Here is a 23,559-nt window from a genome sequence, read left to right as displayed (position 1 = left end):
AGGAATCATCATATATAAGGAGATTCAGGAATGAGTGAAAAACACATTGGTGAGGTAGTGCAGATCACCGGCCCCGTACTGGACATCCGGTTTGCTCACGACGAGCTGCCTGCGCTGCTGAACGCCATTGAAATCGATAACAACGGTACGAAGCTGACCGTTGAGGTGGCACAGCAGATCGGCGACAATACGGTCCGCTGTATCGCCATGAACTCCACTGACGGTCTCGTCAGAGGAGCAAAGGCCCTGGATACCGGAAAGCCCATCGAGGTTCCGGTAGGCGAGGAGTGCCTTGGCCGTGTATTCAACCTTCTGGGCGACCCGGTAGACAATCAGCCGGCTCCGGAGGCGAAGGAGCACTGGTCCATCCACCGTCAGGCTCCGGCTTACGAGGAGCAGGTACCGGCGACCGAGATTCTGGAGACCGGTATCAAGGTCGTAGACCTGATTTGCCCCTATGCAAAGGGTGGTAAAATCGGTCTGTTCGGCGGTGCGGGAGTAGGTAAGACCGTCCTGATCATGGAGCTGATCCACAACGTAGCGACAGCACACGGCGGTATTTCCGTATTCACCGGCGTAGGGGAGCGTACCCGTGAGGGTAACGACCTTTATAACGAAATGAAGGAAAGCGGCGTTATTGACAAGACCGCCCTGGTCTATGGTCAGATGAACGAGCCCCCCGGAGCCCGTATGCGTGTCGGACTTTCCGGACTGACCATGGCAGAGTACTTCCGCGATGTGAAAAATCAGGACGTGCTTCTGTTCATTGATAATATTTTCCGTTTCACACAGGCAGGTTCGGAGGTATCCGCACTGCTTGGACGTATGCCGTCCGCAGTAGGTTATCAGCCTACCCTGGCTACCGAGATGGGTGCTCTGCAGGAGCGTATCACATCCACCAGAAAGGGATCCATCACTTCCGTACAGGCTGTATACGTGCCGGCGGACGACCTGACTGACCCGGCTCCGGCTACTACCTTTACCCATCTGGACGCTACCACGGTACTTTCCCGTGAGATCAGTGCCCAGGGTATCTATCCGGCCGTAGACCCGCTGGATTCCACCAGCCGTATCCTTTCTCCGGAGATCGTAGGCCACGAGCACTACGAGGTAGCCCGTGCGGTACAGCAGGTGCTGCAGCGTTATAAGGAGCTGCAGGATATCATCGCCATCATGGGTATGGACGAGTTGTCCGAGGAGGATAAGCAGACAGTAAACCGTGCCCGTAAGGTTCAGCGTTTCCTGTCCCAGAGCTTCTCTGTGGCAGAGCAGTTTACCGGTATGCCGGGAAGCTATGTTCCGCTGAAGGAGACTCTGCGCGGATTCCGTATGATTCTGGACGGCGAGTGCGATCAGATACCGGAGAGCTGCTTCCTGATGGCAGGAACCATCGACGAGGTATTTGAGAGAGCGAAGAATCAGTAAAGGGGGATGTCTATGAAGACTTTTCCGTTACGAATCGGAACGCCGGACGGACTGCTGTTCGAAGGAGAGGCAGAGCGGATCGTATGCAGAACCATCACAGGTGACCTGGCGATCCTGGCCGGACACAGTAATTTCTGCACTGCCCTCGGTATGGGACACGCCCATGTGGCGCTGCCGGACGGAACGGTCCGGGAAGCAGCCTGCATCGGCGGCATGCTGTCCATGATGAACGGCACCTGCCGCGTCATGGCCACCACCTGGGAGTGGAAAGAGGATATCGACGAGGAGCGTGCGGCGAAAGCCAAAGCGCGCGCCGAGAAGCTGCTGGAGGACAAGACGCTTGACGAGCGCGACTACCGCATGGCAGAAGCGCGTCTGAAGCGTGCGTTGCTCCGTCTGGATGTAAAAGGATAATCGAATATAGATTACGAAAGAGAAAACCGGATTTTCGGTGGCCTGTATGCAACAGGTACACGGGGATCCGGTTTTTGTGTTGGAAAAGCAGTTGCGGAGAAAATAAGAAGTGGGCTATACTGGAGAAAAGAAGTATGGCATGCGGGGGACAATATGAAACAACGTTTTTTAGAGACACTTCATCTGGAAGAAAATTATAAGAGGGAATGTAAGCTGGCAGAGAACGGGCTGCCAGTCAGCATCTGGGAGACCTACTCTTCATTTGCCAACACAGAGGGCGGTGTTATTCTGCTTGGCGTGCGAGAACACAGGGATTCCTTTGAGGTAAATGGATTGACGGAGCGTCAACTGGTGAAGTACCAGAAGGATTTCTGGAGTGTAGTAAATGACAGAAACAAGGTTTCAAAAAATATTTTGCTGAATCATCATGTGGCGGTTGTGGAGGTCGAAGGCAAGAAACTTTTACAGATAGAAGTACCGGAAGCAGATCGGCATGATAAGCCGGTTTATATCGGCCCGGATCCGATGAAGGGAACCTATCGGAGAAATTACGAGGGTGACTATCTGTGCGCGGAGGAAGAAATCCGGGCCATGTTTGCGGATCAGAGAGAGGTTTCTGTTGATTCAGAAATTTTGGAGAAAATGACATTGGATGCCCTGAATGTGGATACGATAAAGGGGTATCGGATTCGTTTCAAAGGTCTGCATGAAAATCATCCCTGGAATAAGCTGCAGACAGATGAGTTCCTGATGAAACTGAAAGCTGTGGGAAAAAATAAGGAAGGGAATCTTTCCCCGACGGTTGCGGGGCTGCTGATGTTTGGAGAAGCGGAATACATACAGGATGTTTTCTCAAATTATTTTCTTGACTATCGTGAAGAGACAGAGAATGAGAAGGTACGCTGGCTGTATCGAACGACTTCTGATGATGGTGACTGGAGCGGTAATCTATATGATTTTTATTATAAAGTAATTAACCGGATTGATGATGATGTGGCAGTACCTTTTGTAAATCGGAGAAATGGGGCGCGTGTAGATGAAGTAGATGTACACGAAGCATTGGCAGAGGCTGTGGCCAATGCGCTGGCGCATGCGGATTATCAGGGCAGGAGAGGCATTGTAATCGTAAAAAATCGAAAGAAAATTACAATCGCAAATCCGGGAACGCTTCGCGTTTCGCGGGAGGACTTCTTTGCGGGAGGAAATAGTGATCCGAGAAATCCGCTTGTATTAAAGATGTTCAGTCGAGTAAATGTGGGCGAACGGGCCGGAAGTGGTATCGATAAGATTATGACAGCCTGGCGGGAACAGAACTGGAAGAAGCCGGAATTTATTACAGAATACAGTCCGGATCGGGTGATTGTAAAGCTGGAAGTCGGGCAAGTGGTGTACATACCGGGAGCTGCAGATCTGCGGGGAAAAGGATATGAACTGGAAAGCGCGGAAGTGACTTCGCGGATAAAAGAAGATGCGATAAAATATAATGCAATGTCAAAAGAAGAACAGATATTGTCTTATCTTCAGCGGCATGGTGAAATCAGTATGGGACAGGCCACAGAGCTGTGTGGTTATAAAACAAAATCCGCAGCCAGGAAATTGATGGAGAAGTTACGGGAAAAGAACAGAATCGAACGAATTGGTTCTGGACCTATGACCAGATATCGGATAAAATCCTAAGGGTCTCTAAGGGTCTCTAAGGGTCTCTAAGGGTCTCTAAGGGTCTCTAAGAAAATTGACATTTAAGAAGACGGCAGTTAAGAGGTGCCGTCTTCTTAAATTTATTGGAAAGGGTGATAGGCAGGTAAAATCCTTCAGCTTTTCAGGGCCGTGGCCAGCCGCCCGTCTGCCTGGGTCAGCTTTTCTCGTGCCTGTTCCGCGTTGAGAGCGGCGAGGGCCATGAGAATGGCTGTTTTTACGTGATAATCCGAAGCGCGCAGAAGCTCTGCGGCTTTTTCGCGGTCGCAGCCGGTACATTCCTGCAGAATGCCAAGGGAGCGTTCCACCAGCTTTTCGTTACTGGGACGCACATCAACCATCAGATTCTGGTAGACCTTTCCCAGCTTGATCATGGTGCAGGTGGAGATCATATTGAGGATCAGCTTCTGGGCGGTTCCGGCCTTCATTCGTGTGGATCCGGTGATTACTTCTGGGCCGGTGACCGCCTCTATGGGGATCTCCGCATGGGAGGAAATAGCGGCATGGGAAACACAGGCGACGGAACCTGTCAGTGCGCCGATGGAGCGGGCATAGTCCAACGCTCCGATGACATAGGGCGTGCGTCCGCTGGCAGCCAGTCCCACCAGTGCGTCGCGGGAGGTAAAGCCGTGCGAAAGTAGATCCTGCTTTCCGTTTTTGGGACTGTCCTCGGCGCTTTCACTGGAATCGCGGAGCGCGGAATCTCCGCCGGCGATAATGCCCTGAACCAACAGGGGCGAGACTCCGTAGGTGGGCGGACATTCCGAAGCGTCCAGTACTCCCAGCCGGCCGGAGGTGCCGGCGCCGATGTAGTACAGGGAACCGCCGTTCTGGAGCCGCTCGCAGATTCCGTCAATGAGTCGCGCGATATCCGGCAGCGCCGTTTCCACGGCCTGAGTTACGGCGGCATCCTCCTGATTGACGGTACGCACCATATCCAGGGTGCTCATGGAATCTATATGCATAGTTCTCGGATTTCTCTGTTCTGTTTCCAGGTTTTTTAAATTCATAGAAAGTCCCTCCCTTCTGATAAGAAAATTATAGAAAATGTGAAACATAAATACAATCATTTTCAAAAAGAATAAAATTTAATTTCACATTTTGAAAAAGATATGCCATACTACAGAAAAGAAAAGCAGGAAGAGAGGGAAAAACATGAGTGTTTTAATTAAACTGCGGGATCAGAGAAATCTATCGGAGGCAGAAAATCAGGTGCGGGAATATATTTTGCGGTATCCCAAACGGGTGCTGGAATACACGGTGTATGATCTGGCCAGAGAATCCTTCACTTCACCGGCCACCATCGTACGTCTGTGCAAAAAGCTGGATATTAAAGGCTTTTCCAGGTTGAAGGTACTGCTGGCGGAGGAAACAAAATATTTCCAGAATATCAAGCTGAATCTGTTGGATACGACCACCATTGAAAAGGACGATTCCCCGGGGGCTATCATTGATAAAATCACAAACATCTCCATCAAAACGATAGAAGAAACGCGGGTACTGGTCAACGAAGAAGAGCTGCTTCGGGTGGCTAGACTTATGAAAGACGCCAATATCATAGATTTCTACGGGATTGGCGCTTCCAGTCTGGTAGCTGTGGACGGACAGTTCAAATTTATGAGAATCGGCAAAAATGTCATCGTACACCAGCATTATGACCGGCAGTATGTGCAGGCGGTTAATTCGGACGCCTCCCATCTGGGAATCATCATTTCCTATTCGGGAGAAACAAAGGAAATGCTTCAGATAGCGGGAATTTTGCAGAAAAACGGGACGTCGGTGGTGGCGGTGACCTCTTCCGGAGAGAATTCCCTGAACCGGATTGCGGATCATAATCTCTTTGTGACGGCCAAGGAAACAGTATTTCGAAGCGGGGCCATGGCCTCCAGAACGGCTCAGCTTTATGTGATCGATCTGCTGTATGCCATCTATTGTTCTCTGGATTATGACGAAATTATACAAAAAATTCAGAAAACAAGAATTGATCAGGTCAAATAAACCGATGACAGCGTAAATTTCTTTCTTAAACTGAAATAAAATTTCAACATAAACACAGAATGTTGACACATAATTTCGGATTTGCTATGTTGAAATCAGAAAGGGGGCAGAAAAAATGATTACCATTGCAAGAATCGATGAACGCCTGATACACGGTCAGGTGGGCTATGCCTGGTCTGTGGTATATAAAAGCGACGCAATCATGGTAATTGATAATGAAATTTCGAAAGATAAATTTCAGATCAGCCTTTTGCAGATGGCGTGTCCGGCGGGGGTAAAATGCTTCGTCTGCGATGAGGATAAAGCGGTGGAGCTGCTGAACAAGTACGCGAAAAAGAAAATTTTTGTGGTTGTAAAGCATCCGGGAACGCTTCTTCATATTTATGAAAAGGGGGTAAAGCTGGAAAAAATCAATGTAGGAGGACTGTATTTTAAGGAGGGAAGACGACAGTTGTCAAAAACTGTCTATGTGGATCCGGAGATGGAGGAGATTTTCAGAAAACTGAACAGCTATGGCGTGGCGCTTGAAAATCGTACTACCCCTACGGATACGGAAGAAGACCTGATGAAGCTGATGTGAGAGACTGGAAGGAGAAGGTGTAGATATGAGTACGATACAGGTATTGATTTTAAGTATATTTATTGCATTTCTGATACTTGAGAATTATGGATATGGCTACTGGATGATTTCCCGTCCGATTTTTGCGGGACCGCTCATCGGACTTTTGCTGGGGGATGTGCAGACGGGTCTTCTGGTGGGTGGAAGCGTAGAGCTGATGTATATGGGCGTAATTCCGGTGGGTGGAAGCGTACCGCCCAATGCGCAGATCGCGGGTATTCTTTCCACCGTATTTGCTATTTTGAATGGTGGAAACGCGGAAGTGGGAATTGCGCTGGCGTTGCCGATTGGACTGCTGGCCCAGCTTTTGATTATGCTGGCATGGAACCTGAATATTATTCTGATTCACGGCGCGGATAAATACGTACAGGCCGGAGATTACAGGAAGGTTGAAAAAATGCAGCTTTCCGGTCTGGTGGTATTTTTCTTCGTATTTTTTATTCCCACATTCCTTGCGATTCAGTTCGGAAGCGATTTTGTCAATAATGTGGTAGCGGCCATGCCGCCGGTTCTGACTGACGGACTGAAGATTGCCTCCGGCATTCTTCCAGCAGTGGGAATGGCAATGCTGTTGAAGATGATGAATTTCAAAAAATACTGGTCGTTCTTCGCGCTGGGCTTTGTATTTTCTATTTATCTGGGACTGAATGTACTGGCGATTTCCATCATTGCCCTGGCTATGGTCTGCGCTATGAATGCCATGCGGAAAAAGGATGCGGATGACGGTTTTGACGATGAGGATGAGGAAGAATCCGGAGCCACAGAGGGTCAGTTGGACAAAAAGGTGCTGAAAAAAGTATTCTGGCGTTCCTTCTTCTCCATGACTACGATTAACTATGAGCGTTACTGCTCTCTTGGTTTTTGCTATGCCATGATTCCGGCATTGAAGGTATTTTATCCGAATCAGGATGATTTTAAAGAGGCACTGCAGAGACATAATGAGTTCTTCAACTGCCATCCCTATACCGGAAATGCGGTTCTGGGCGTGACACTGGCACTGGAGGAACAGCGCGCGTCGGGAAGACCCATTTCCGCAGAGGCGATTTCTTCCGCGAAGGCAGCCCTGATGGGACCGCTTTCCAGTATCGGAGATTCGGTGTTCAAGGCCACCTTTATGACCATCTTCGCGGCTATCGGCGCGGCGCTGGCTCTGGATGGCAATCCCATGGGGCCGGTTATCTTTATCGTGCCCAATGTGCTCTTAAACGTATGCTCCAGATGGCTGTTTATCAAATACGGCTATGCATGGGGAACCAACCTTGTGGTAAAGATGAAGAGCAGCGAAATCATCGACAAGTTTGTGGAGGGCGCGACGATCGTAGGCATGATGGTGGTCGGAGCCATGATTGTGGGTTTTGTAAAGCTGAATATTGCCTGCGTATGGAATATCGGTGAGAAAGAGATTATCCTTCAGGATATTATCAATTCCCTGATGCCGAGCCTGCTCCCGCTTCTGCTGGTGCTTGGATATTATCGGATTATGGTAAAGAATAAAAAGGGAATGTATATCTGTATTATCGCAAGCTTTGTACTTGGCATTGCCGGAAAGGCGGTAGGTCTCTTCTGATGAATCAAAGAGGAAAAGATGTTTTAGAGAAAATCAAAGGAAAGCTGATTGTATCCTGTCAGGCTCGGGTCGGCTGGCCCATGTATGGCGCCGATATTATGGCCGCCTTCGCGGCGGCCGCCGAGCAGGGAGGAGCAGCAGGAATCCGTGCCACGGGTGTAGATAATATCACCCGTATCAGGGAAAAAGTACATTTGCCGATTATCGGTATCAACAAACAGTTCAGCGATGAATATGAAGTCTACATAACGCCAACTTATCAGAGCGCGGCGGATATTCTGGAAACGGGAGCGGAAATTATCGCGCTGGACGCGACGCCCCGGAGACGGCCGGGCGGCGAAACACCGGAAGAAATTCTGAGACAGATTCGCGAGCATTATCCGGATGCGTTGGTTATGGGAGAAATTTCAACACTGGAAGAGGCAGAACGTATCATTCCCATGGGGTTTGATCTGATTTCCACCACTCTGTCGGGGTATACCCGGGAAAGCCAGGAGGTGAAAGCCGTGAATCTGGATCTGATTCGCCAGATTCACGCAATTACGGATATTCCCATTATTGCGGAGGGTAAGATCCGCTGTGAACAGGAGGCGGTGGAAGCCCTGAAAGCAGGAGCGCATGCAGTCGTGGTGGGAACCTCCATTACCAGGCCGGAAATCATTACGGAGCGCTATGTGGAGGCTATCCGCGAGGCGGAAGACTGAGCCCGGTGTCGAAACCCTGCCGCGCGCATATACTACTACAAAAAGGATATCCCCATGAAATATGACGACGAACTGCAATCCGGTTTCGGAATGTATCAGGCATATCCGTTTTACCCTTTTCTGCCGTGGGAAGATGAGAAAACGCGCGATCAGAGACGCTTTCGGGAGCTGTATCCAATGCTTGCAAGACGTATTCAGCCGTTGGTAGAGAAGGCCTGCGATATGCAGGAGTACGAGGGTAGCTTCATGTTTGACGAATATCCGGATCAGCTGATGATCCGGCGCGTAAGCCGCAGCATTTACGAGCGGTTGGATAAGAGCGCGTATCAGGATGATTTGATGATGCAGGAGGTCAACGGGCGGAACTGGCTGGAGGATTTCGTGACGGTGATGCTGTTGAATGAGATGTACAGCCGGAGATGCCGCAGACGGGATCGGCGGTGCGGCGGAATTTATTAAAAAAAGAGGATTCGTGCTTTGTGTTATTCAGGCAAAGTACGAATCCTTTTCTTGTTCTGAAAAGTCAGTTCAGGCAAATAGGTCAGCAAAATGTGTAAGTGCCCGGTTAATAGCCTGAGCCAGTCCATCCTGATCAATATCGGCGGTTACATAATCTGCAATAGACTGCACCGTTGTCATGGCATTTCCCATGGCGATGCCGAAGCCGGCGGCCCGGATAAGCTCGATGTCGTTCATGCTGTCGCCGATGGCCACCGCATTTGAAAGATCCGTGTGATAATGGTCAAGCACCCGTTTGGCACCAATTACTTTGCCGTTTTCCCGGGGAATGATATCGGCTCCGCCCAGATTGTCGCCCATGTAGAGCAGCTTTACTTCCGGAAAATGCGCCTGCAGGTCGTCGATAGCTTCTCTGGAGTCCGCAAGGAAGAAGGAAGGAACCCTTTTCTCATACAGCTCCAGAAAATCCTTCCCGTGCCGGGGAGCCATGGCTTTCCGTGCCGGAGAAATATTTTTCATAAAGCGGTCGATATTGGAGGTGTACCAGATATTGTTGTAGCCGCAGGTCAGGCAGTACTGCTTTTCCAGCACATAATCCAGAATCCGTTTCTGAAGCTCCGGATCGAAATATTTTTCCCAGACCAGCTTTCCTTCGATCTCCACAATCGCACCGTTGGAGCTGACAAAACAGTCTGGTGTAAAGTGTTCCCGTAACTCCTCCGGCAGCTGGGAAGTCCGCAGGGAGCGTCCACTGGCAATTGCCACAGGGCAGCCCTTTTCTTGAAGCATTTTCAGAGCGGCAACAGCGCTTTCCGGAATGGAAGCGGTCTGATGACTGAAGATTGTGTTATCATAATCAATAAAAAATACAGGCTTCATAGTAATCTCCTCAAAATCCATAGCAATACAAAGAATATTATAGCGTATTTGCGAAAATAAGGGAAGAAGCGAAAAACAAAATCGTGTAAGTAATGCAGAGTTTTCTCCTGAAAATGGGCATTTTTCGTGAAATATACGGTATTTACAAATAGAAAGTTTGTGGTATACTAAACTAAGACTAAAATAGACATTTTTGGAAATGATATAAAACATAGATAATAAATTCAGAGAACAGAAAGCAGAGAAACGGGAGTTATTATGGATCAGTATGTGATTAAAGGTGGCAACCCCCTTGTCGGCGAGGTAGAGATCGGCGGCGCGAAGAACGCGGCCCTTGCAATTCTTGCGGCAGCAATTATGACAGATGAGACAGTTTTGATAGAGAATCTTCCGGATGTACGGGATATCAATGTACTCCTGAAAGCTATGCAGCAGATCGGCGCACAGGTAGACCGCCTCGATCGTCATACGGTAAAAATCAACGGATCCCGCATCGGGGATTACAGTGTTGACTATGAATATATTAAGAAGATTCGGGCTTCTTATTATCTGCTGGGCGCTTTGCTTGGTAAGTATAAGAAGGCTGAGGTTCCCCTTCCGGGCGGCTGCAATATCGGCAGCAGACCTATCGATCAGCATCTGAAGGGCTTCCGGGCTATGGGCGCTGACGTGAAGATTGAGTACGGATCCATCATGGCCGAGGCAGAGCATCTGCGCGGCAGCCATATCTATCTGGATGTGGTTTCTGTAGGAGCGACTATCAATATCATGATGGCAGCATCTATGGCGGAGGGCAATACCGTTCTGGAAAATGCGGCTAAGGAGCCCCATGTGGTAGACGTGGCGAACTTCCTGAACAGCATGGGTGCCAACATCAAGGGCGCAGGTACGGATGTGATTCGAATTAAGGGTGTTGAGAAGCTTCACAGCACGGAGTATTCGATTATCCCGGATCAGATTGAAGCAGGAACCTTCATGTTTGCGGCGGCGGCGACCCGAGGTGATGTGACGGTCAAGAATGTGATCCCGAAGCATCTGGAGGCCACCACTTCCAAGCTTCTGGAAATTGGCTGTGAGATTGAGGAGTTGGACGACGCAGTCCGCGTGGTATGCTCCAAGGGACTTCGCAGCACCAATGTCAAGACACTGCCTTACCCGGGATTCCCGACGGATATGCAGCCTCAGATTACCGCAACCCTGGCGCTGGCCAAGGGCAGCAGTATTGTGACCGAGAGCATTTTCGAGAATCGTTTCAAATATGTGGATGAGCTGGCGCGTATGGGCGCGAATATCAAGGTGGAGAGTAACACCGCCATTATCGAGGGCGTGGAGCGCTACACCGGTGCGCAGGTATCCAGTCCGGATCTCCGTGCGGGAGCGGCATTGGTTATCGCGGGTCTGGCAGCGGACGGTATCACCATCGTAGACGACATCCATTTCATTGAGCGCGGCTATGAGAGATTTGATGAAAAGCTCCGTTCTCTGGGCGCTGAGATTGAGAAAGTGGAAGATGAGCGCGCGCTTCAGAAATTTCGCCTCAGAGTGGGTTGACAAAACACCCGGAGTAGTGTAATGTATAGCACGTGATAAGCAAATTGAATATTGTAAATTTTCTCTTATTCAGAGTGATGGAGATACAAAGGATCTGTGAAGTCACGGCAACCCCGCGTAAGCGGAAGGTGCCAACCTGAGCGAGTTGAATCGAACAATAAGAGGATTTGGTTATCGTGATATAAACAGGTCCGCTTAAAATTAAGCGGGCCTTAACTTTTGTTTCCGTACACAAGTAAAAAAGAAGAAAGGAAGAGACCATGGAAAAATTATTATTTACTTCAGAATCCGTAACCGAAGGCCATCCGGATAAAATCTGCGATCAGATTTCCGACGCCATTCTTGACGCCCTGCTGGAGCAGGATCCCATGAGCCGCGTAGCCTGCGAGACCGCTACCACTACCGGCCTGGTACTCGTTATGGGCGAGATTACCACCAAGGGCTATGTAGATATTCAGAAAATCGTTCGCGATACCGTGCGCGAGATCGGCTATGACCGTGGAAAATACGGCTTTGACGCCGACAACTGCGCGGTTATTACAGCCATTGACGAGCAGTCCGCCGACATCGCCATGGGCGTAAACAAGGCGCTGGAAGCCAAGGAGCACCTGATGAGCGAGGACGAGATCGAAGCCATCGGCGCCGGCGACCAGGGTATGATGTTCGGCTACGCAGTCAACGAAACTCCGGAGCTGATGCCCTATCCGATTTCCCTGGCGCATAAGCTGACCAAGCAGCTGACCAAGGTTCGTAAGGATGGTACTCTGACCTACCTTCGTCCGGACGGAAAGTCCCAGGTGACCGTAGAGTACGATGAGAACGGCAAGCCGGTGCGTCTGGACGCTGTTGTTATCTCTACCCAGCACAGCGAGGATGTGACACAGGAGCAGATTCACGAGGATGTCAAGAAATACGTTCTGGATCCGATCCTTCCGGCAGAGATGGTAGATGACGATACCAAGTTTTATATCAATCCGACCGGACGTTTTGTTATCGGCGGACCCCACGGCGACAGCGGACTGACCGGTCGTAAGATTATCGTGGACACCTACGGCGGAATGGCGCGTCACGGCGGTGGAGCCTTCTCCGGCAAGGACTGCACCAAGGTAGACCGTTCCGCAGCGTACGCAGCACGGTACGTGGCAAAGAATATCGTGGCTGCAGGCCTGGCTGACAAGTGTGAGATTCAGCTGTCCTACGCTATCGGTGTGGCAAGACCGACTTCTATCAACGTGGATACCTTTGGAACCGGCAAGCTGTCTGATACCAAGCTGGTAGAGCTTATCCGTGAGAATTTCGACCTGCGTCCGGCAGGCATCATCCGTATGCTGGATCTGCGCAGACCGATTTACAAGCAGACAGCAGCTTATGGTCACTTTGGCCGTACAGACCTTGATCTGCCCTGGGAGAAGACAGACAAGGCAGAAGAGCTGAAGAAGTATCTGTAAAGCCCTTCAAGGTAACCGTTAAATACTAAGAAAGCCGTAGCAGAGTGCGTTATCTGCCGCGGCTTTCTTTTTTTGCACGAGCGATGAGTATAAAGTCCGTGCTTGCGCCGAAATATGGTGAAACATACAACTTTTTGTAAAAAATCGTAGATTTTCATCCGCAAGGTATTGCAACAATACCTAAAAAGTATTATACTATAAAAAGTTTTTAAGAAAGTTTATCAATTTTTTAGATTTATATAGAAAGTGCTATATACATGGAGTATACAAGAGGGGCGGCCATTGAACGGCTGCTGAAAAGCTATAGAACCTATTACGATATCCACATGCAGGAGGATGAGACTCCGATTGCGGCCCGCTGTGATTTCTTTGAACATTCTGAGAAATATGTGCTGTCAAAAAAGGCCGAGCTCTGGTCCGCGGACAATGAGGAATTTCTCTACATCGTGGATATCCCGCATCTGACCCTGGAGCTCTACGAGAAATGGAGAGATTACATCCAGGAGGACGGGATGCAGCGCGTCAAGCCGGGACCGGGCCATATGGCTTCCTATATTACGCCGGTTTTCATCTGTGATACCTGTGATGAGGATGCGCGGAAGGCATTGAAGAAATGCCGCATTTACAAAAGTTTTCATTTTTCACTGCACGGCTGGATGGACCACCACACTGCGGTAGTCCAGGTTTCCACGGGACAGATTGATGCCAACGGGGGAGGCCGTCATACAGCGAAAATTTTGAAAAAAATTTTATATGCAAAGAAAAAGAAAGGGAGTATGTAACAATGAATTCACTGGTACTTCTTATCGTCTGTGTCGCAATTCTGATTGCGGGCTACATCTTCTACGGCGGATGGCTCTGCAAGCAGTGGGGCGTAGGCGACAGCAAAACTGAGACACCGGCTCATACTATGGAAGATGGTGTAGACTATGTTCCGGCGAAAGCCCCGGTTCTGATGGGACATCATTTCTCCTCTATCGCAGGCGCAGGCCCGATTACCGGACCGATTGGCGCAGCGATGTTCGGATGGCTGCCTGTAACTCTCTGGGTTCTGGTTGGCGGTATTTTCTTCGGCGGCGTCCATGATTTCGGCGCGCTGTTCGCCTCCGTTCGTAACAAGGGACAGTCCATCGGAGAGATTATTTCCTCGAACATGAGCAAGCGCGCAAAGCAGCTGTTCATCATCTTCTCCTACCTGACCCTGATTCTGGTAGTAGCGGCATTCGCTTCTATCGTAGCATCTACCTTCGGCGCTGTATACGATGAGAGCGGCGCCCTGAATCTGGCGGCGTCCGAGACTCCGGCTACCGTAGCCATGATCTCCATGCTGTTCATCGTCATTGCTATCGTATTCGGTTTTTGTGTATATCGTCGGAACATGCCCATGGGCATCGCTTCCGTAGTCGGCGTACTGGCTATCGTACTGATTATGGCTATCGGAATGAACTTCCATCCGATTTACCTGTCTACTAAGGCGTGGATGTGGATTGTAGGTATCTATATCGCCATCGCTTCTGTTACACCGGTATGGATCTTGCTGCAGCCCCGTGACTACCTGAGCTCCTTCCTGCTTTACGCAATGCTGGCAGTAGCGTTCTTCGGCGTAGTTGTAGCACATCCGACCTTTGACAGCACCTTCCCGGCAGTGACCAGCTTCGCTGTAGATAACGGAAATGGTGTACAGTATATGTTCCCGGTTCTGTTTACCACAGTTGCGTGCGGCGCTATTTCCGGTTTCCATTCCCTGGTATCCTCCGGAACCACATCCAAGCAGCTGGATAAAGAGAAGGACGCAAAGCCCATCGCTTACGGCGGCATGCTTCTGGAGTGCGTACTTGCAGTCCTGACTCTGTGCGCTATCGGCTATGCTTATAAGTGGAACGCAGCTCATCCGGACGCGGCTCTGACCGGAGCTACAGCGATCTTCGGCGGTGGTATTGCTCACATGATCGATGACGTCATTCCGGGAAGCTACAGCATCCTGAATTCTCTTCTGGTACTGACCTACTCCGCATTCTGTCTGACCTCACTGGATACTGCTACACGTCTGGCACGTTTCATGTTCCAGGAGTTCTGGCTTGAGCCGGGCGAGACAGCAAGGGATGTAAAGGAAGGTTGGAAGAAGGTTATGGTTAATCCGTACTTCGCCACTATCCTGACAGTAGTTCTGGGTATCCTGCTCGGTATGACAGGCTACGCAAAGATCTGGGGTCTGTTCGGAGCAGCGAACCAGCTGCTGGCAGGCATCGGCCTTCTGGCTGTAGCTACCTGGCTTGGCAACGCAGGCAAGAACAACAAGATGTTCCTGATTCCGATGGCATTCATGATCGTTGTAACCATCTGCTCTCTGTGCCTGACAGTAAAGAACCAGATCGGCATGATTGCGGCAGGCGGCGCAGACTGGGGTCCCTGGGCGCAGACTATCTTTGGTATCCTTCTGATTGTCCTGGCTATCGTCCTGGTTATTGAAGGTGTTCAGACTCTGAGAAATCCGAAGAAGGCAGCATAAGCTTTAAAAATGTATCCAAACGGAGCAGCGCTTTGACGTTGCTCCGTTTTTGTATGCAAAAGGCTTTGTAGAAAGCAGAAAAGTGTAGTATACTAAGCACAGAATATGCGGACGGGAGGGACTTATGAAGTTCAAGGAAAAATACCTGGCGGGGGAGCTTCCCTTTGAAGCCATCGACAAATACATTGAGGACTGGGGTAACAGCGATGAGACCTGTACCTTAAGGGAATATCTGGGACTGAACGCCGAGGAAGAGGACGTGTGGATCTCTGACAGCGATGAGGCGCTGCAGGAATTACTGGATAAGCAGAAAAAATAAGTGAAAGGAAAATTTTGTAAAATGGAAAGCAGAATACAGAAGACACTGGAAAACCATAGGAAAGGATATAACTGCGCGCAGTCTGTGGCCTGCGCTTACTGCGATCTGGTGGGACTGGATGAGCAGAGCGTATTTCGGGCGACGGAAGCCTTTGGGCTTGGTATGGGCGGCATGCAGGCTACCTGCGGCGCGGTATCCGGCGCAGTGATGCTGGCGGGACTGAAGAACAGCTGCGGTGATCTGGAAGCGCCCGTGAGTAAGGGAAAAACGTATCAGATTTCGAAGCAGCTCGTGGAGGCGTTTCAGAAGAAGAATGGATCTCTGGTCTGTAAGGAGCTGAAAGGTGTGGAGACAGGCTGTCCGCTTCGCTCTTGTAATGACTGTATTGCGGATGCGGCAGAACTGGCGGAACAGATTTTATTTGCAGAGAAATAGGTGCTGGTAAATGGTAAAAATCCGTCTGGCACGGACAGGAGAGGGTCAGGATCCGTCCGAAGCGGCCAGAGAATTACTCGTGTCTGCCCTGGAAAATGAATATGGAATCCCGGCGGCTGAAGTTCGGATAGAGAAGGATGAGAAGGGAAAGCCGTATCTGGAAGGCTATTCGGATCTGTACATCAGCATTTCCCACAGCGGCCCCTACATAGCCTGTGCCTTTGGGGATAAGCCGGTGGGTGTCGATACGGAAATGTGGAAAGCACACCCGAAATGGCGGCGGATTGTGGATAAAATGCATCTGCGGGAACGGGAAGCCTTTGACAGGGCCTGTGGCGGGGCAGCTTCGGAGGAGGCGGAAGAACCGGTGGAAGCCTTCTGTGATCTGTGGGTGCGGAAGGAAAGTTTTCTGAAAGCCATTGGCGAAGGCCTGCGGATTCCGCTTTATGCCTTTGACACGACGGAAGAAAGGGTGCGGCAGGAGCTTCGAAAAGAACCGTATTTTATAAGAAATTACCGGGTGGAAAAGGAACCGGTCAGCATAGCGGTCTGCGCCGGAGAAGAGAAGCTGCCACTGGATCTTTCCATGTGGTTCTGGTAAAATGAGGAAAAACAGGAACAGTGATTGAGGAGGCTATTATGGCGGTCGAGAACAGAAAAAAGAAGAAGAACAAAATGTCTGTCCCGCTGATGATTGTGCTGGTCATCTGCGTGGTGGTATTGGGAGTCAGCATCTGGCAGTTGTCCGGCATTTTCATTGAGTATAAGAAAGGAACAGACGAGTACGATAAGCTGCAGACCTATGTGTCGGAGGAACCGGTGGAAGAACCGGTAACTGCGGATACCGGGGATGGAGAAAATGAGGATGGAACTGAGGCAGAGGGCGATACCGAAGAGCAGGTACAGCGTGTAGCTATCAGCGAGCTGCAGGCGCAGAATTCCGATACGGTGGGCTGGATTCAGATTCCGGGTACCCAGATCAGCTATCCGCTGATGCATACCAGCGACGATTCCTATTATCTGAATCATACCTTCAGCAAGAAGCTGAACAGTGCAGGCAGCATTTTTGTAGAGACGCTGAATAATGGGGATTTCTCCGATTTACATACGATTATTTACGGGCATAATATGAAAAATGGTTCCATGTTCGCGGGACTGAAGGAGTACAGCTCCGCATCCTATCTGGTGGCCCATCCCAATGTCTACATCGACCTGGCGGACGGAACCCATGCTTATCAGATTTTCTCCGTATACGAGGCAGAGGCGGACAGCGACAGCTACACCATCGGCTTCGCGCCGGACGAGACCTACGAGGAGTATCTGAAGACCATCAAGGGACGGTCCCTCTATGACACCAGCGTGACGGTGACGAAGGAGGATTCCATCATTACCCTGTCCACCTGTACGAAGCACGGAGAGAAGCGGTTCCTGGTGCATGCGAAGAAGATATATTAAAAGGTTGTGAACGTAGCGAACAGGAGGGATTGCTATGGGAACAGAGGATAAGATAAAGCTTTTGAAACAGTATGTGGAGGAAAGCAGCGCAATCGTATTTTTCGGCGGCGCGGGCGTGTCCACCGAGAGCGGCATTCCGGATTTCCGGAGCGTGGACGGTCTCTATCATCAGGAGTGGAAGTATCCGCCGGAGACCATCATCAGCCACAGCTTTTTTGTGCGGAACCCGGAGGAATTCTACCGGTTTTACCGGAAGAAGCTACTCTGCCCGGATGCGAAGCCCAATGCGGCCCATAAGAAGCTGGCGGAGTTGGAGGCTACGGGTAAGCTGAACGCCGTGGTGACCCAGAACATCGACGGGCTTCATCAGATGGCAGGAAGTAAGCGGGTCTATGAGCTGCACGGCTCGGTGCATCGGAATTACTGCCAGAAGTGCGGGAAGTTCTATGATATGGAGTATATGCTGCATTCCGAGGGCGTGCCCCGGTGCGGGTGCGGCGGTATCATCAAGCCGGATGTGGTGCTTTACGAGGAGGGGCTGGACGACGCGACTCTTCGGGGCGCGGTGCGGGCTATCTCCCAGGCGGATATGCTGATCATCGGCGGCACGTCCCTGGCGGTGTATCCGGCAGCAGGACTCATTGACTATTTTACCGGAAAGCATCTGGTTGTCATCAATCGGGACGCCACGCCCCGGGATGACGGCGCGGATTTGCTGATCCAGGGCAATATCGGAGAGGTTTTAAGTGGAATATAAAGTAGGAGATATCGTAAAATTAAAGAAGGCGCATCCCTGCGGAAGCTCTGAGTGGGAGATCTTAAGGGTCGGCGCGGATTTTCGCCTGAAATGCATGGGCTGCGGACATCAGATTATGGTGGCGCGGAAGCTGGTGGAGAAGAATACACGGGGGCTTCGGAGCCCGGAGGCGTAGATACGAATGCATCGGATTATGTTAGAAAGCATGATCCGGTGCATTTTTACGGATAAAATACAAAAATTGGGTAAAAAAACTATGGAAATCTCGTTCTCATTATACTATAATTTCCCTGTAAAGTTAGTTTGCATTAACTAACTTGCAAAATACAGCAATTGGGGGAGGGAGTCATGTTTCTTACCATCAACAATATAAAAAAATCCTTCGGCTCCGGCGACAGTCGCATTGAGGTTTTAAAGGGGATCAACCTGTCCATGGAACAGGGCGAATTCTGTGTGCTGCTGGGGCCATCCGGTTCCGGTAAATCTACGCTCCTGAATATCATCGGCGGCATTGACGCAGCTGACGAGGGCGACATCTGCATCGAGGGTGAGCGGATGGCTGACATGAAGGAGAAGAAGTTGACGGCTTACCGCCGGAAGCACTTGGGCTACATTTTCCAGATGTATAATCTGATCCCGAATCTGACCGTCCGGGAAAATATCGAGGTGGGCGCTTACTTAAGCGACAAGCCCTTGGACGTGGACGAGCTGCTCCACACCCTGGGCCTCTACGACCACCGTGGGAAGCTGCCAAACCAGCTTTCCGGCGGACAGCAGCAGCGTACTGCCATTGGCCGTGCCATTGTGAAAAACCCGGACATCCTGCTCTGCGACGAGCCCACCGGAGCCCTGGACTATCAGACGTCCAAGGACATCCTGAAGCTCATCGAGACCGTCAACCAGAAGTACGGCAACACCGTCATCATGGTCACCCACAACGACGCCATCAAGGATATGGCGGATCGTGTGGTGCGGCTGCGCGACGGCATGATCCGCAAGGACTACCGGAACGAACACAGGATTCCGGCAGAGGATCTGGAGTGGTAGGGGGAGACGTATGAAAAATCCGCTGCGGAAGCGCTTGCTGCGCGAGCTGAAAAGTGAATTTGGAAAATATCTGGTGATTTTCCTCCTGCTGGCCGGAACCATCAGCCTGGTATCGGGCTTTCTGGTGGCGGACGGCAGCTTGCTCATTGCCTATAACGAGGGGTTTGAAAGATACAATATTGAGGATGGTAACTTCCGGCTGGGCGAGAAGGCCAACAAGGCCCAGTTAAAGTCCATCCGGGATCTGGGCGTTACGGTCTACGACCTGTTTTACGCCGAGGAAGCCCTGACCAACGGCAGTACCCTGCGTATCTATCCGAATCGGGAGCAGGTGGATCTGGTCTGCCTGATGCAGGGCGCAATGCCGACATCGGCGGACGAGATTGCCATCGACCGCATGTACGCCGATAACAACAGCCTGACCATCGGCGATACCCTGGAAAGCGGTGCCCGCTCCTGGACTGTCACCGGTCTGGTGGCATTGCCCGATTACAGCTGCCTCTTCCGGGATAACAACGACAGTATGTTTGACGCGGTAAAATTCGGCGTGGCCATCGTGACGCCGGAGATGTTCGAGGATTTTAGTAAAGATGAGCTGTATTGGAATTATGCATGGAAGTATGATGTGAAGCCGGCGGAGGGCAAGCCTGAGCAGGACGCCGCCGAGGATCTGATGCAGGGCATCTTAAATGAGGCCGAGCTGGAGAATTTCATTCCCACCTATCAGAACCAGGCGATTCAGTTTACCGGCGACGATATGGGCGGAGACAAGGCCATGATGGTAATTCTTTTGTATATCGTCATATTGATAATGGCTTTCGTTTTCGGAATCACCACCAGCAATACCATTTCCAAGGAGGCCAATGTCATCGGTACCCTGCGGGCCTCCGGTTATACGAAAAACGAACTGATTCGACATTATATGACCATGCCGACCATCGTGACGCTGACCAGCGCCCTGATCGGTAATATTCTGGGCTATACTTCCCTGAAAGAGGTCTGCGCCGGAATGTATTACGGCAGCTACAGCCTGCCCACCTACGTAACCGTCTGGAATGCGGAGGCATTTCTGGAGACCACGGTGGTTCCGGTGATTCTGATGATGGTGGTCAACTATCTGGTGCTTCGGCGAAAGCTGAGTTTATCGCCGCTGAAATTCCTGCGGCGTGATTTGAGCCGACGGAAGCAGAAGCACGCCATGCCGCTAAGCCCCCATATCCCGTTTTTTACCCGGTTCCGCTTACGGGTCATTTTCCAGAATGCCGGGAACTACCTGATTCTCTTTATCGGAATCATTTTCGCCAATATGCTGCTGATGTTCGGGCTGGCCCTTCCGGCGGTGCTGGACCACTACCAGGCGGAAATCGAGCAGAACCTGCTCTGCAATTACCAGTATATCCTGCAGGTGCCCTATGACGCCATGAATGAAGATAAGAAGCTGGAGAGTATGATTTCTATGCTGTACTTTCAGAATGAGGTGGAGACGGAAAATGAGGACGCGGAGAAGTTCAGCGCCTACACCTTAAATACGCCGGAGGAGCCCTACATGAAGGAGAGTGTGATGCTTTACGGCCTGCAGGATGACAGCCGGTATATTCCCATTGATTTCCGGGATGGCGGCGTGTATGTGTCATCGGCTTATGCGGAGAAGTATCTGCTGAAGCCCGGAGATGAGATTACCCTGTATGAGGAGTACGGTACCGACGCCTATACCTTCCGGGTGGACGGCGTCTATCATTACGAGGGCGGCCTGACTATCTTCATGTCCCAGAAGCAGCTGAACACCTTATTCGACCTGGGAAATGATTATTTCAGCGGTTATCTGTCTGATACGGAGATTACAGACATTGATGAGAAATACATCGGTTCGGTAATCGATGTGGAAGCGCTGACGAAGATTTCCAGGCAGCTCAACGTGTCCATGGGAAGCATGATGGGGCTGGTCAATGGATTTGCGATTCTAATGTTTATGGTGCTGGTCTACCTGCTGTCAAAAATCATCATTGAGAAGAATGCCCAGTCCATCTCTATGACGAAGATATTGGGTTATTCCAATCGGGAAATCAGTGGATTATACATTATGTCAACCACAATAGTAGTAATCCTGTTTCTGCTTATCAGCCTGCCCATCGAATACGAAATCATGGAGGTGCTGTTCCGCATGATGATGCTGCAGAGCATCAGCGGCTGGATTACCTTCTACATCGGACCGGAGATTTATGTGAAAATGTTTGTAATGGGCTTTGCGACCTATCTGATGGTGGCCCTGCTGGAATACCGGAAAATCCGGCATGTGCCCATGGATGCGGCGTTGAAGAATGTGGAATAGCGGGAGGAGTGAGAGTATGAACGGAAAGAAATTATTGCTGCAGAAGCTGATGCTGCTCCTGCTTCTGCTGGTAGTCGTGGCAGCCGGAGCGGCAGTCAGCTTCGGAATGAAAAATAAAAGTGCGAAGGACGATGGAAATGCGGCTTCCAAGGGGACGACGGCGTCCAGTGCTTCCGGAACAGCTTCCGGGGAGACGACAGAAAATCAGGAATCCGCGTTGGAAAAAGATAAAACCGAAACGGTTTACATAAAATCAGATGCGGAAGGAAACACCAAGGAAATCACGGTGGAAACCACCCTGAAGCACCCGTCCGATGGATCCGATATCCGGGATCAGAGTAACCTGAAGGACATCCGTAACACCAGGGGCGACGAGGAATATACGCAGGGCTCCGACGGAAGCCTCATCTGGGAAAATCACGGCGCGGACATCTCCTATAAGGGAACCAGCGACGCAGAGCCTCCGGTCAGGGTAAAAGTCACCTACTATCTGAACGGCGAGCAGATAAGCCCGAAAAAGCTGGCCGGAAAAAGCGGCAGGGTGACAATTCGCTTCGACTATGAAAATACAGCTACAGAGACCGTGACCGTAAAGAAAAAAGCCTATGAAGTACAGACCCCGTTCCTGGTCATGTCGGCTCTGGTACTGCCCTCCGATACCTTCTCCAACATCGAAGTAACCAATGGAAAACTGATGAACATGGACGACCAGAGCATGGTCATCGGATGCGCCATGCCGGGCCTGGCGGACAGTCTGCAGCTGTCCGGCTATGAGGTGACCGAGGACATCGACATTCCAGAGTATGTGGAAGTGAGCGCAGACGCCAAAGATTTCGAGCTGGAGTTTACGGCTACCGTCATTACACCGGGACTGCTGGAGGATTTGGACACGGACGACCTGAAGGACGCCGACGATTTTGCGGACGGCATGGATGATCTGAAGGACGGCGTGGATGATATGGATGAGGGCGTCGGGGAGCTCTATGACGGCCTCAAAGATTTCAACGAGTATCTGGATGAATTTACCGATGGTGTGACGGCCCTGCGGGACGCCATGAATCAGGTGAAGGACGGAGCCGGGAAGCTGAATGAGAACAGTAAAGCCCTGAACGACGGCGCGGCGGCATTGCAAAGCGGACTGGAGCAGCTGAACGCGGCGCTTGGCGCGGCAGGCGGTACGACGGGCAATTCTGGCGAGAACGGTGCGTCTGAAAGCGAAGCAGCTGGAAATGAAGCAGCGGTGGCAGGCCAGGCTGCCTTCGCGAAGACGGTATCGGCATTGGGAGCGGCAGCGGAAGCGGATCCTGAGAGTGAAGAAGGTAAGGCGCAGCAAGAGGCCCTGGCGGCCTTAGGCCTGACCGCAGAGGACGCACAGAACCTGGCAGCCTACGCGAAGACACTGTCTGAAGCGGGAACTTCCGCAGGAGAGCTCAGGAGCCAGCTTGCTGCCTCGGCAGCAGCCCTGGCCGAGGGCAGCAGGCAGCTGACTACCGGCCTGACCGCCTACACTGCAGGCGTCAGCGCCCTCTACGAGGGCACCACCAAAGTCGTAGAAGGCGGCACCACCCTCTGCACCGCAGGCGGCGAGCTCTACCGTGGCTTTGGGGAAGCCCTGGACGGCGTCAAAGAACTGCGCGACGGCGTCCGCGACTTCAAAGACGACGGCATCGCCGAACTCACCAAATTAGGCGGCTCTGACTTCCGTAACGTAATGAACCGGCTGCGGGCAGTGAAAGGGGCCGACGATGGCTACGACAACTTCGCCGGGCTTGCCGAGGGCAAGACCGGAAGTGTCCGCTTCATCGTAGAAACCGAAGAAATCAAAAAGTAAATAGAATTCACACAATTACTTATGTAAACTAAAACACCCCTGTATGCATAAAAACTAAATACAGGGGTGTTTTTAATTAAGGAAAGCTAATTATAAAAAGTTCTAAAGTAGTTATATA

The 23,559-nt window shown here is 50.9% G+C and carries 23 protein-coding genes and 1 riboswitch; of the genes, 21 read left to right on the top strand and 2 right to left on the bottom strand.

The genetic code is table 11. The annotated features are described in order from the left end of the window. Positions 1-30 precede the first annotated feature (30 nt). The 3 genes from atpD (at position 31) to ACTRC3_RS01465 (ending at position 3,516) form a co-directional block, all read left to right on the top strand. Positions 31-1,425 (top strand): F0F1 ATP synthase subunit beta, encoded by a 1,395-nt coding sequence (gene atpD, locus ACTRC3_RS01475; RefSeq protein WP_349165228.1) that lies wholly within the window; start codon positions 31-33, stop codon positions 1,423-1,425. Positions 1,426-1,437: 12 nt separating this feature from the next. Beyond that, positions 1,438-1,839, top strand: coding sequence for an ATP synthase F1 subunit epsilon (gene atpC, locus ACTRC3_RS01470; RefSeq protein ID WP_440321007.1), 402 nt, complete (start codon positions 1,438-1,440; stop codon positions 1,837-1,839). Between the two features lie 153 nt (positions 1,840-1,992). Then, complete coding sequence (locus ACTRC3_RS01465) at positions 1,993-3,516, top strand: ATP-binding protein (protein WP_440321005.1); 1,524 nt, start codon at positions 1,993-1,995, stop codon at positions 3,514-3,516. A gap of 134 nt (positions 3,517-3,650) precedes the next feature. Here the strand turns inward: ACTRC3_RS01465 and murQ are convergent, their stop codons facing one another. Continuing rightward, positions 3,651-4,544 (bottom strand): N-acetylmuramic acid 6-phosphate etherase, encoded by an 894-nt coding sequence (murQ, locus tag ACTRC3_RS01460; protein WP_178039425.1) that lies wholly within the window; start codon positions 4,542-4,544, stop codon positions 3,651-3,653. 145 nt (positions 4,545-4,689) lie between these two features. Here murQ and ACTRC3_RS01455 point away from each other — a divergent pair, with 145 nt between their 5' ends. The 5 genes from ACTRC3_RS01455 to ACTRC3_RS01435 all read left to right on the top strand — a co-directional run bounded on the left by ACTRC3_RS01455 (position 4,690) and on the right by ACTRC3_RS01435 (position 8,881). Then, positions 4,690-5,532 (top strand): MurR/RpiR family transcriptional regulator, encoded by an 843-nt coding sequence (locus tag ACTRC3_RS01455; protein WP_440321002.1) that lies wholly within the window; start codon positions 4,690-4,692, stop codon positions 5,530-5,532. A gap of 115 nt (positions 5,533-5,647) precedes the next feature. Then, positions 5,648-6,112, top strand: coding sequence for a PTS system mannose/fructose/N-acetylgalactosamine-transporter subunit IIB (locus ACTRC3_RS01450; RefSeq protein ID WP_440321001.1), 465 nt, complete (start codon positions 5,648-5,650; stop codon positions 6,110-6,112). Between the two features lie 25 nt (positions 6,113-6,137). After that, positions 6,138-7,718 (top strand): PTS system mannose/fructose/sorbose family transporter subunit IID, encoded by a 1,581-nt coding sequence (locus tag ACTRC3_RS01445; RefSeq protein ID WP_349165234.1) that lies wholly within the window; start codon positions 6,138-6,140, stop codon positions 7,716-7,718. Further along, complete coding sequence (locus ACTRC3_RS01440; protein ID WP_178039427.1) at positions 7,718-8,422, top strand: putative N-acetylmannosamine-6-phosphate 2-epimerase; 705 nt, start codon at positions 7,718-7,720, stop codon at positions 8,420-8,422. The genes ACTRC3_RS01445 and ACTRC3_RS01440 overlap by 1 nt, the downstream gene beginning before the upstream one ends. Positions 8,423-8,599: 177 nt before the next feature. Then, positions 8,600-8,881 carry a hypothetical protein gene (locus ACTRC3_RS01435; protein ID WP_178039428.1) on the top strand — a complete coding sequence of 94 codons (282 nt, stop codon included), beginning with the start codon at positions 8,600-8,602 and terminating at the stop codon, positions 8,879-8,881. Positions 8,882-8,950: 69 nt separating this feature from the next. Here ACTRC3_RS01435 and ACTRC3_RS01430 read toward each other — a convergent pair whose 3' ends face one another. Beyond that, on the bottom strand, positions 8,951-9,760 hold the full coding sequence (locus ACTRC3_RS01430) for an HAD family hydrolase (protein ID WP_440320998.1): 810 nt from the start codon (positions 9,758-9,760) through the stop codon (positions 8,951-8,953). 258 nt (positions 9,761-10,018) lie between these two features. Here ACTRC3_RS01430 and ACTRC3_RS01425 point away from each other — a divergent pair, with 258 nt between their 5' ends. The 13 genes from ACTRC3_RS01425 (at position 10,019) to ACTRC3_RS01365 (ending at position 23,441) form a co-directional block, all read left to right on the top strand. Further along, the gene (locus ACTRC3_RS01425; protein ID WP_178039430.1) at positions 10,019-11,311 is read left to right on the top strand and encodes a UDP-N-acetylglucosamine 1-carboxyvinyltransferase; all 1,293 of its coding nucleotides are present in this window, start codon (positions 10,019-10,021) and stop codon (positions 11,309-11,311) included. 62 nt (positions 11,312-11,373) lie between these two features. Then, positions 11,374-11,475: riboswitch (SAM riboswitch) on the top strand. Positions 11,476-11,571: 96 nt separating this feature from the next. Beyond that, complete coding sequence (gene metK / locus ACTRC3_RS01420; RefSeq protein ID WP_440320996.1) at positions 11,572-12,759, top strand: methionine adenosyltransferase; 1,188 nt, start codon at positions 11,572-11,574, stop codon at positions 12,757-12,759. A gap of 257 nt (positions 12,760-13,016) precedes the next feature. Then, positions 13,017-13,541: a hypothetical protein gene (locus ACTRC3_RS01415; RefSeq protein ID WP_349165239.1), complete on the top strand. Its 525-nt coding sequence runs from the start codon at positions 13,017-13,019 to the stop codon at positions 13,539-13,541. A 2-nt stretch (positions 13,542-13,543) separates the two neighbouring features. Beyond that, positions 13,544-15,268, top strand: coding sequence for a carbon starvation CstA family protein (locus ACTRC3_RS01410; protein WP_440320994.1), 1,725 nt, complete (start codon positions 13,544-13,546; stop codon positions 15,266-15,268). 124 nt (positions 15,269-15,392) lie between these two features. Continuing rightward, positions 15,393-15,587, top strand: coding sequence for a hypothetical protein (locus ACTRC3_RS01405; RefSeq protein WP_178039434.1), 195 nt, complete (start codon positions 15,393-15,395; stop codon positions 15,585-15,587). Positions 15,588-15,608: 21 nt separating this feature from the next. Further along, a complete protein-coding gene (locus ACTRC3_RS01400; protein WP_178039435.1) occupies positions 15,609-16,022 on the top strand; it encodes a C-GCAxxG-C-C family (seleno)protein in 414 nt (137 codons plus the stop codon). 10 nt (positions 16,023-16,032) lie between these two features. Next, complete coding sequence (locus ACTRC3_RS01395; protein ID WP_440320992.1) at positions 16,033-16,623, top strand: 4'-phosphopantetheinyl transferase family protein; 591 nt, start codon at positions 16,033-16,035, stop codon at positions 16,621-16,623. A 38-nt stretch (positions 16,624-16,661) separates the two neighbouring features. Then, a complete protein-coding gene (gene srtB, locus ACTRC3_RS01390; protein ID WP_440320990.1) occupies positions 16,662-17,477 on the top strand; it encodes a class B sortase in 816 nt (271 codons plus the stop codon). Between the two features lie 34 nt (positions 17,478-17,511). Then, a complete protein-coding gene (locus tag ACTRC3_RS01385) occupies positions 17,512-18,234 on the top strand; it encodes an NAD-dependent protein deacylase (protein ID WP_440320988.1) in 723 nt (240 codons plus the stop codon). Beyond that, positions 18,224-18,409, top strand: coding sequence for a DUF951 family protein (locus tag ACTRC3_RS01380; RefSeq protein ID WP_178039439.1), 186 nt, complete (start codon positions 18,224-18,226; stop codon positions 18,407-18,409). Before ACTRC3_RS01385 ends, ACTRC3_RS01380 begins: the two co-directional genes overlap by 11 nt. A 173-nt stretch (positions 18,410-18,582) precedes the next feature. Next, positions 18,583-19,281, top strand: coding sequence for an ABC transporter ATP-binding protein (locus tag ACTRC3_RS01375; RefSeq protein WP_440320986.1), 699 nt, complete (start codon positions 18,583-18,585; stop codon positions 19,279-19,281). A gap of 10 nt (positions 19,282-19,291) precedes the next feature. Next, a complete protein-coding gene (locus ACTRC3_RS01370; protein WP_440320984.1) occupies positions 19,292-21,610 on the top strand; it encodes an ABC transporter permease in 2,319 nt (772 codons plus the stop codon). A 16-nt stretch (positions 21,611-21,626) separates the two neighbouring features. Further along, positions 21,627-23,441 carry a hypothetical protein gene (locus ACTRC3_RS01365; protein WP_440320982.1) on the top strand — a complete coding sequence of 605 codons (1,815 nt, stop codon included), beginning with the start codon at positions 21,627-21,629 and terminating at the stop codon, positions 23,439-23,441. The last annotated feature ends 118 nt before the right edge of the window (positions 23,442-23,559 follow it).

This window comes from Laedolimicola sp. (genome assembly GCF_051972735.1).
Classification (GTDB): Bacteria; Bacillota; Clostridia; order Lachnospirales; family Lachnospiraceae; genus Laedolimicola; species Laedolimicola intestinihominis.
This window is presented reverse-complemented; position numbering and strand designations above follow the sequence as displayed.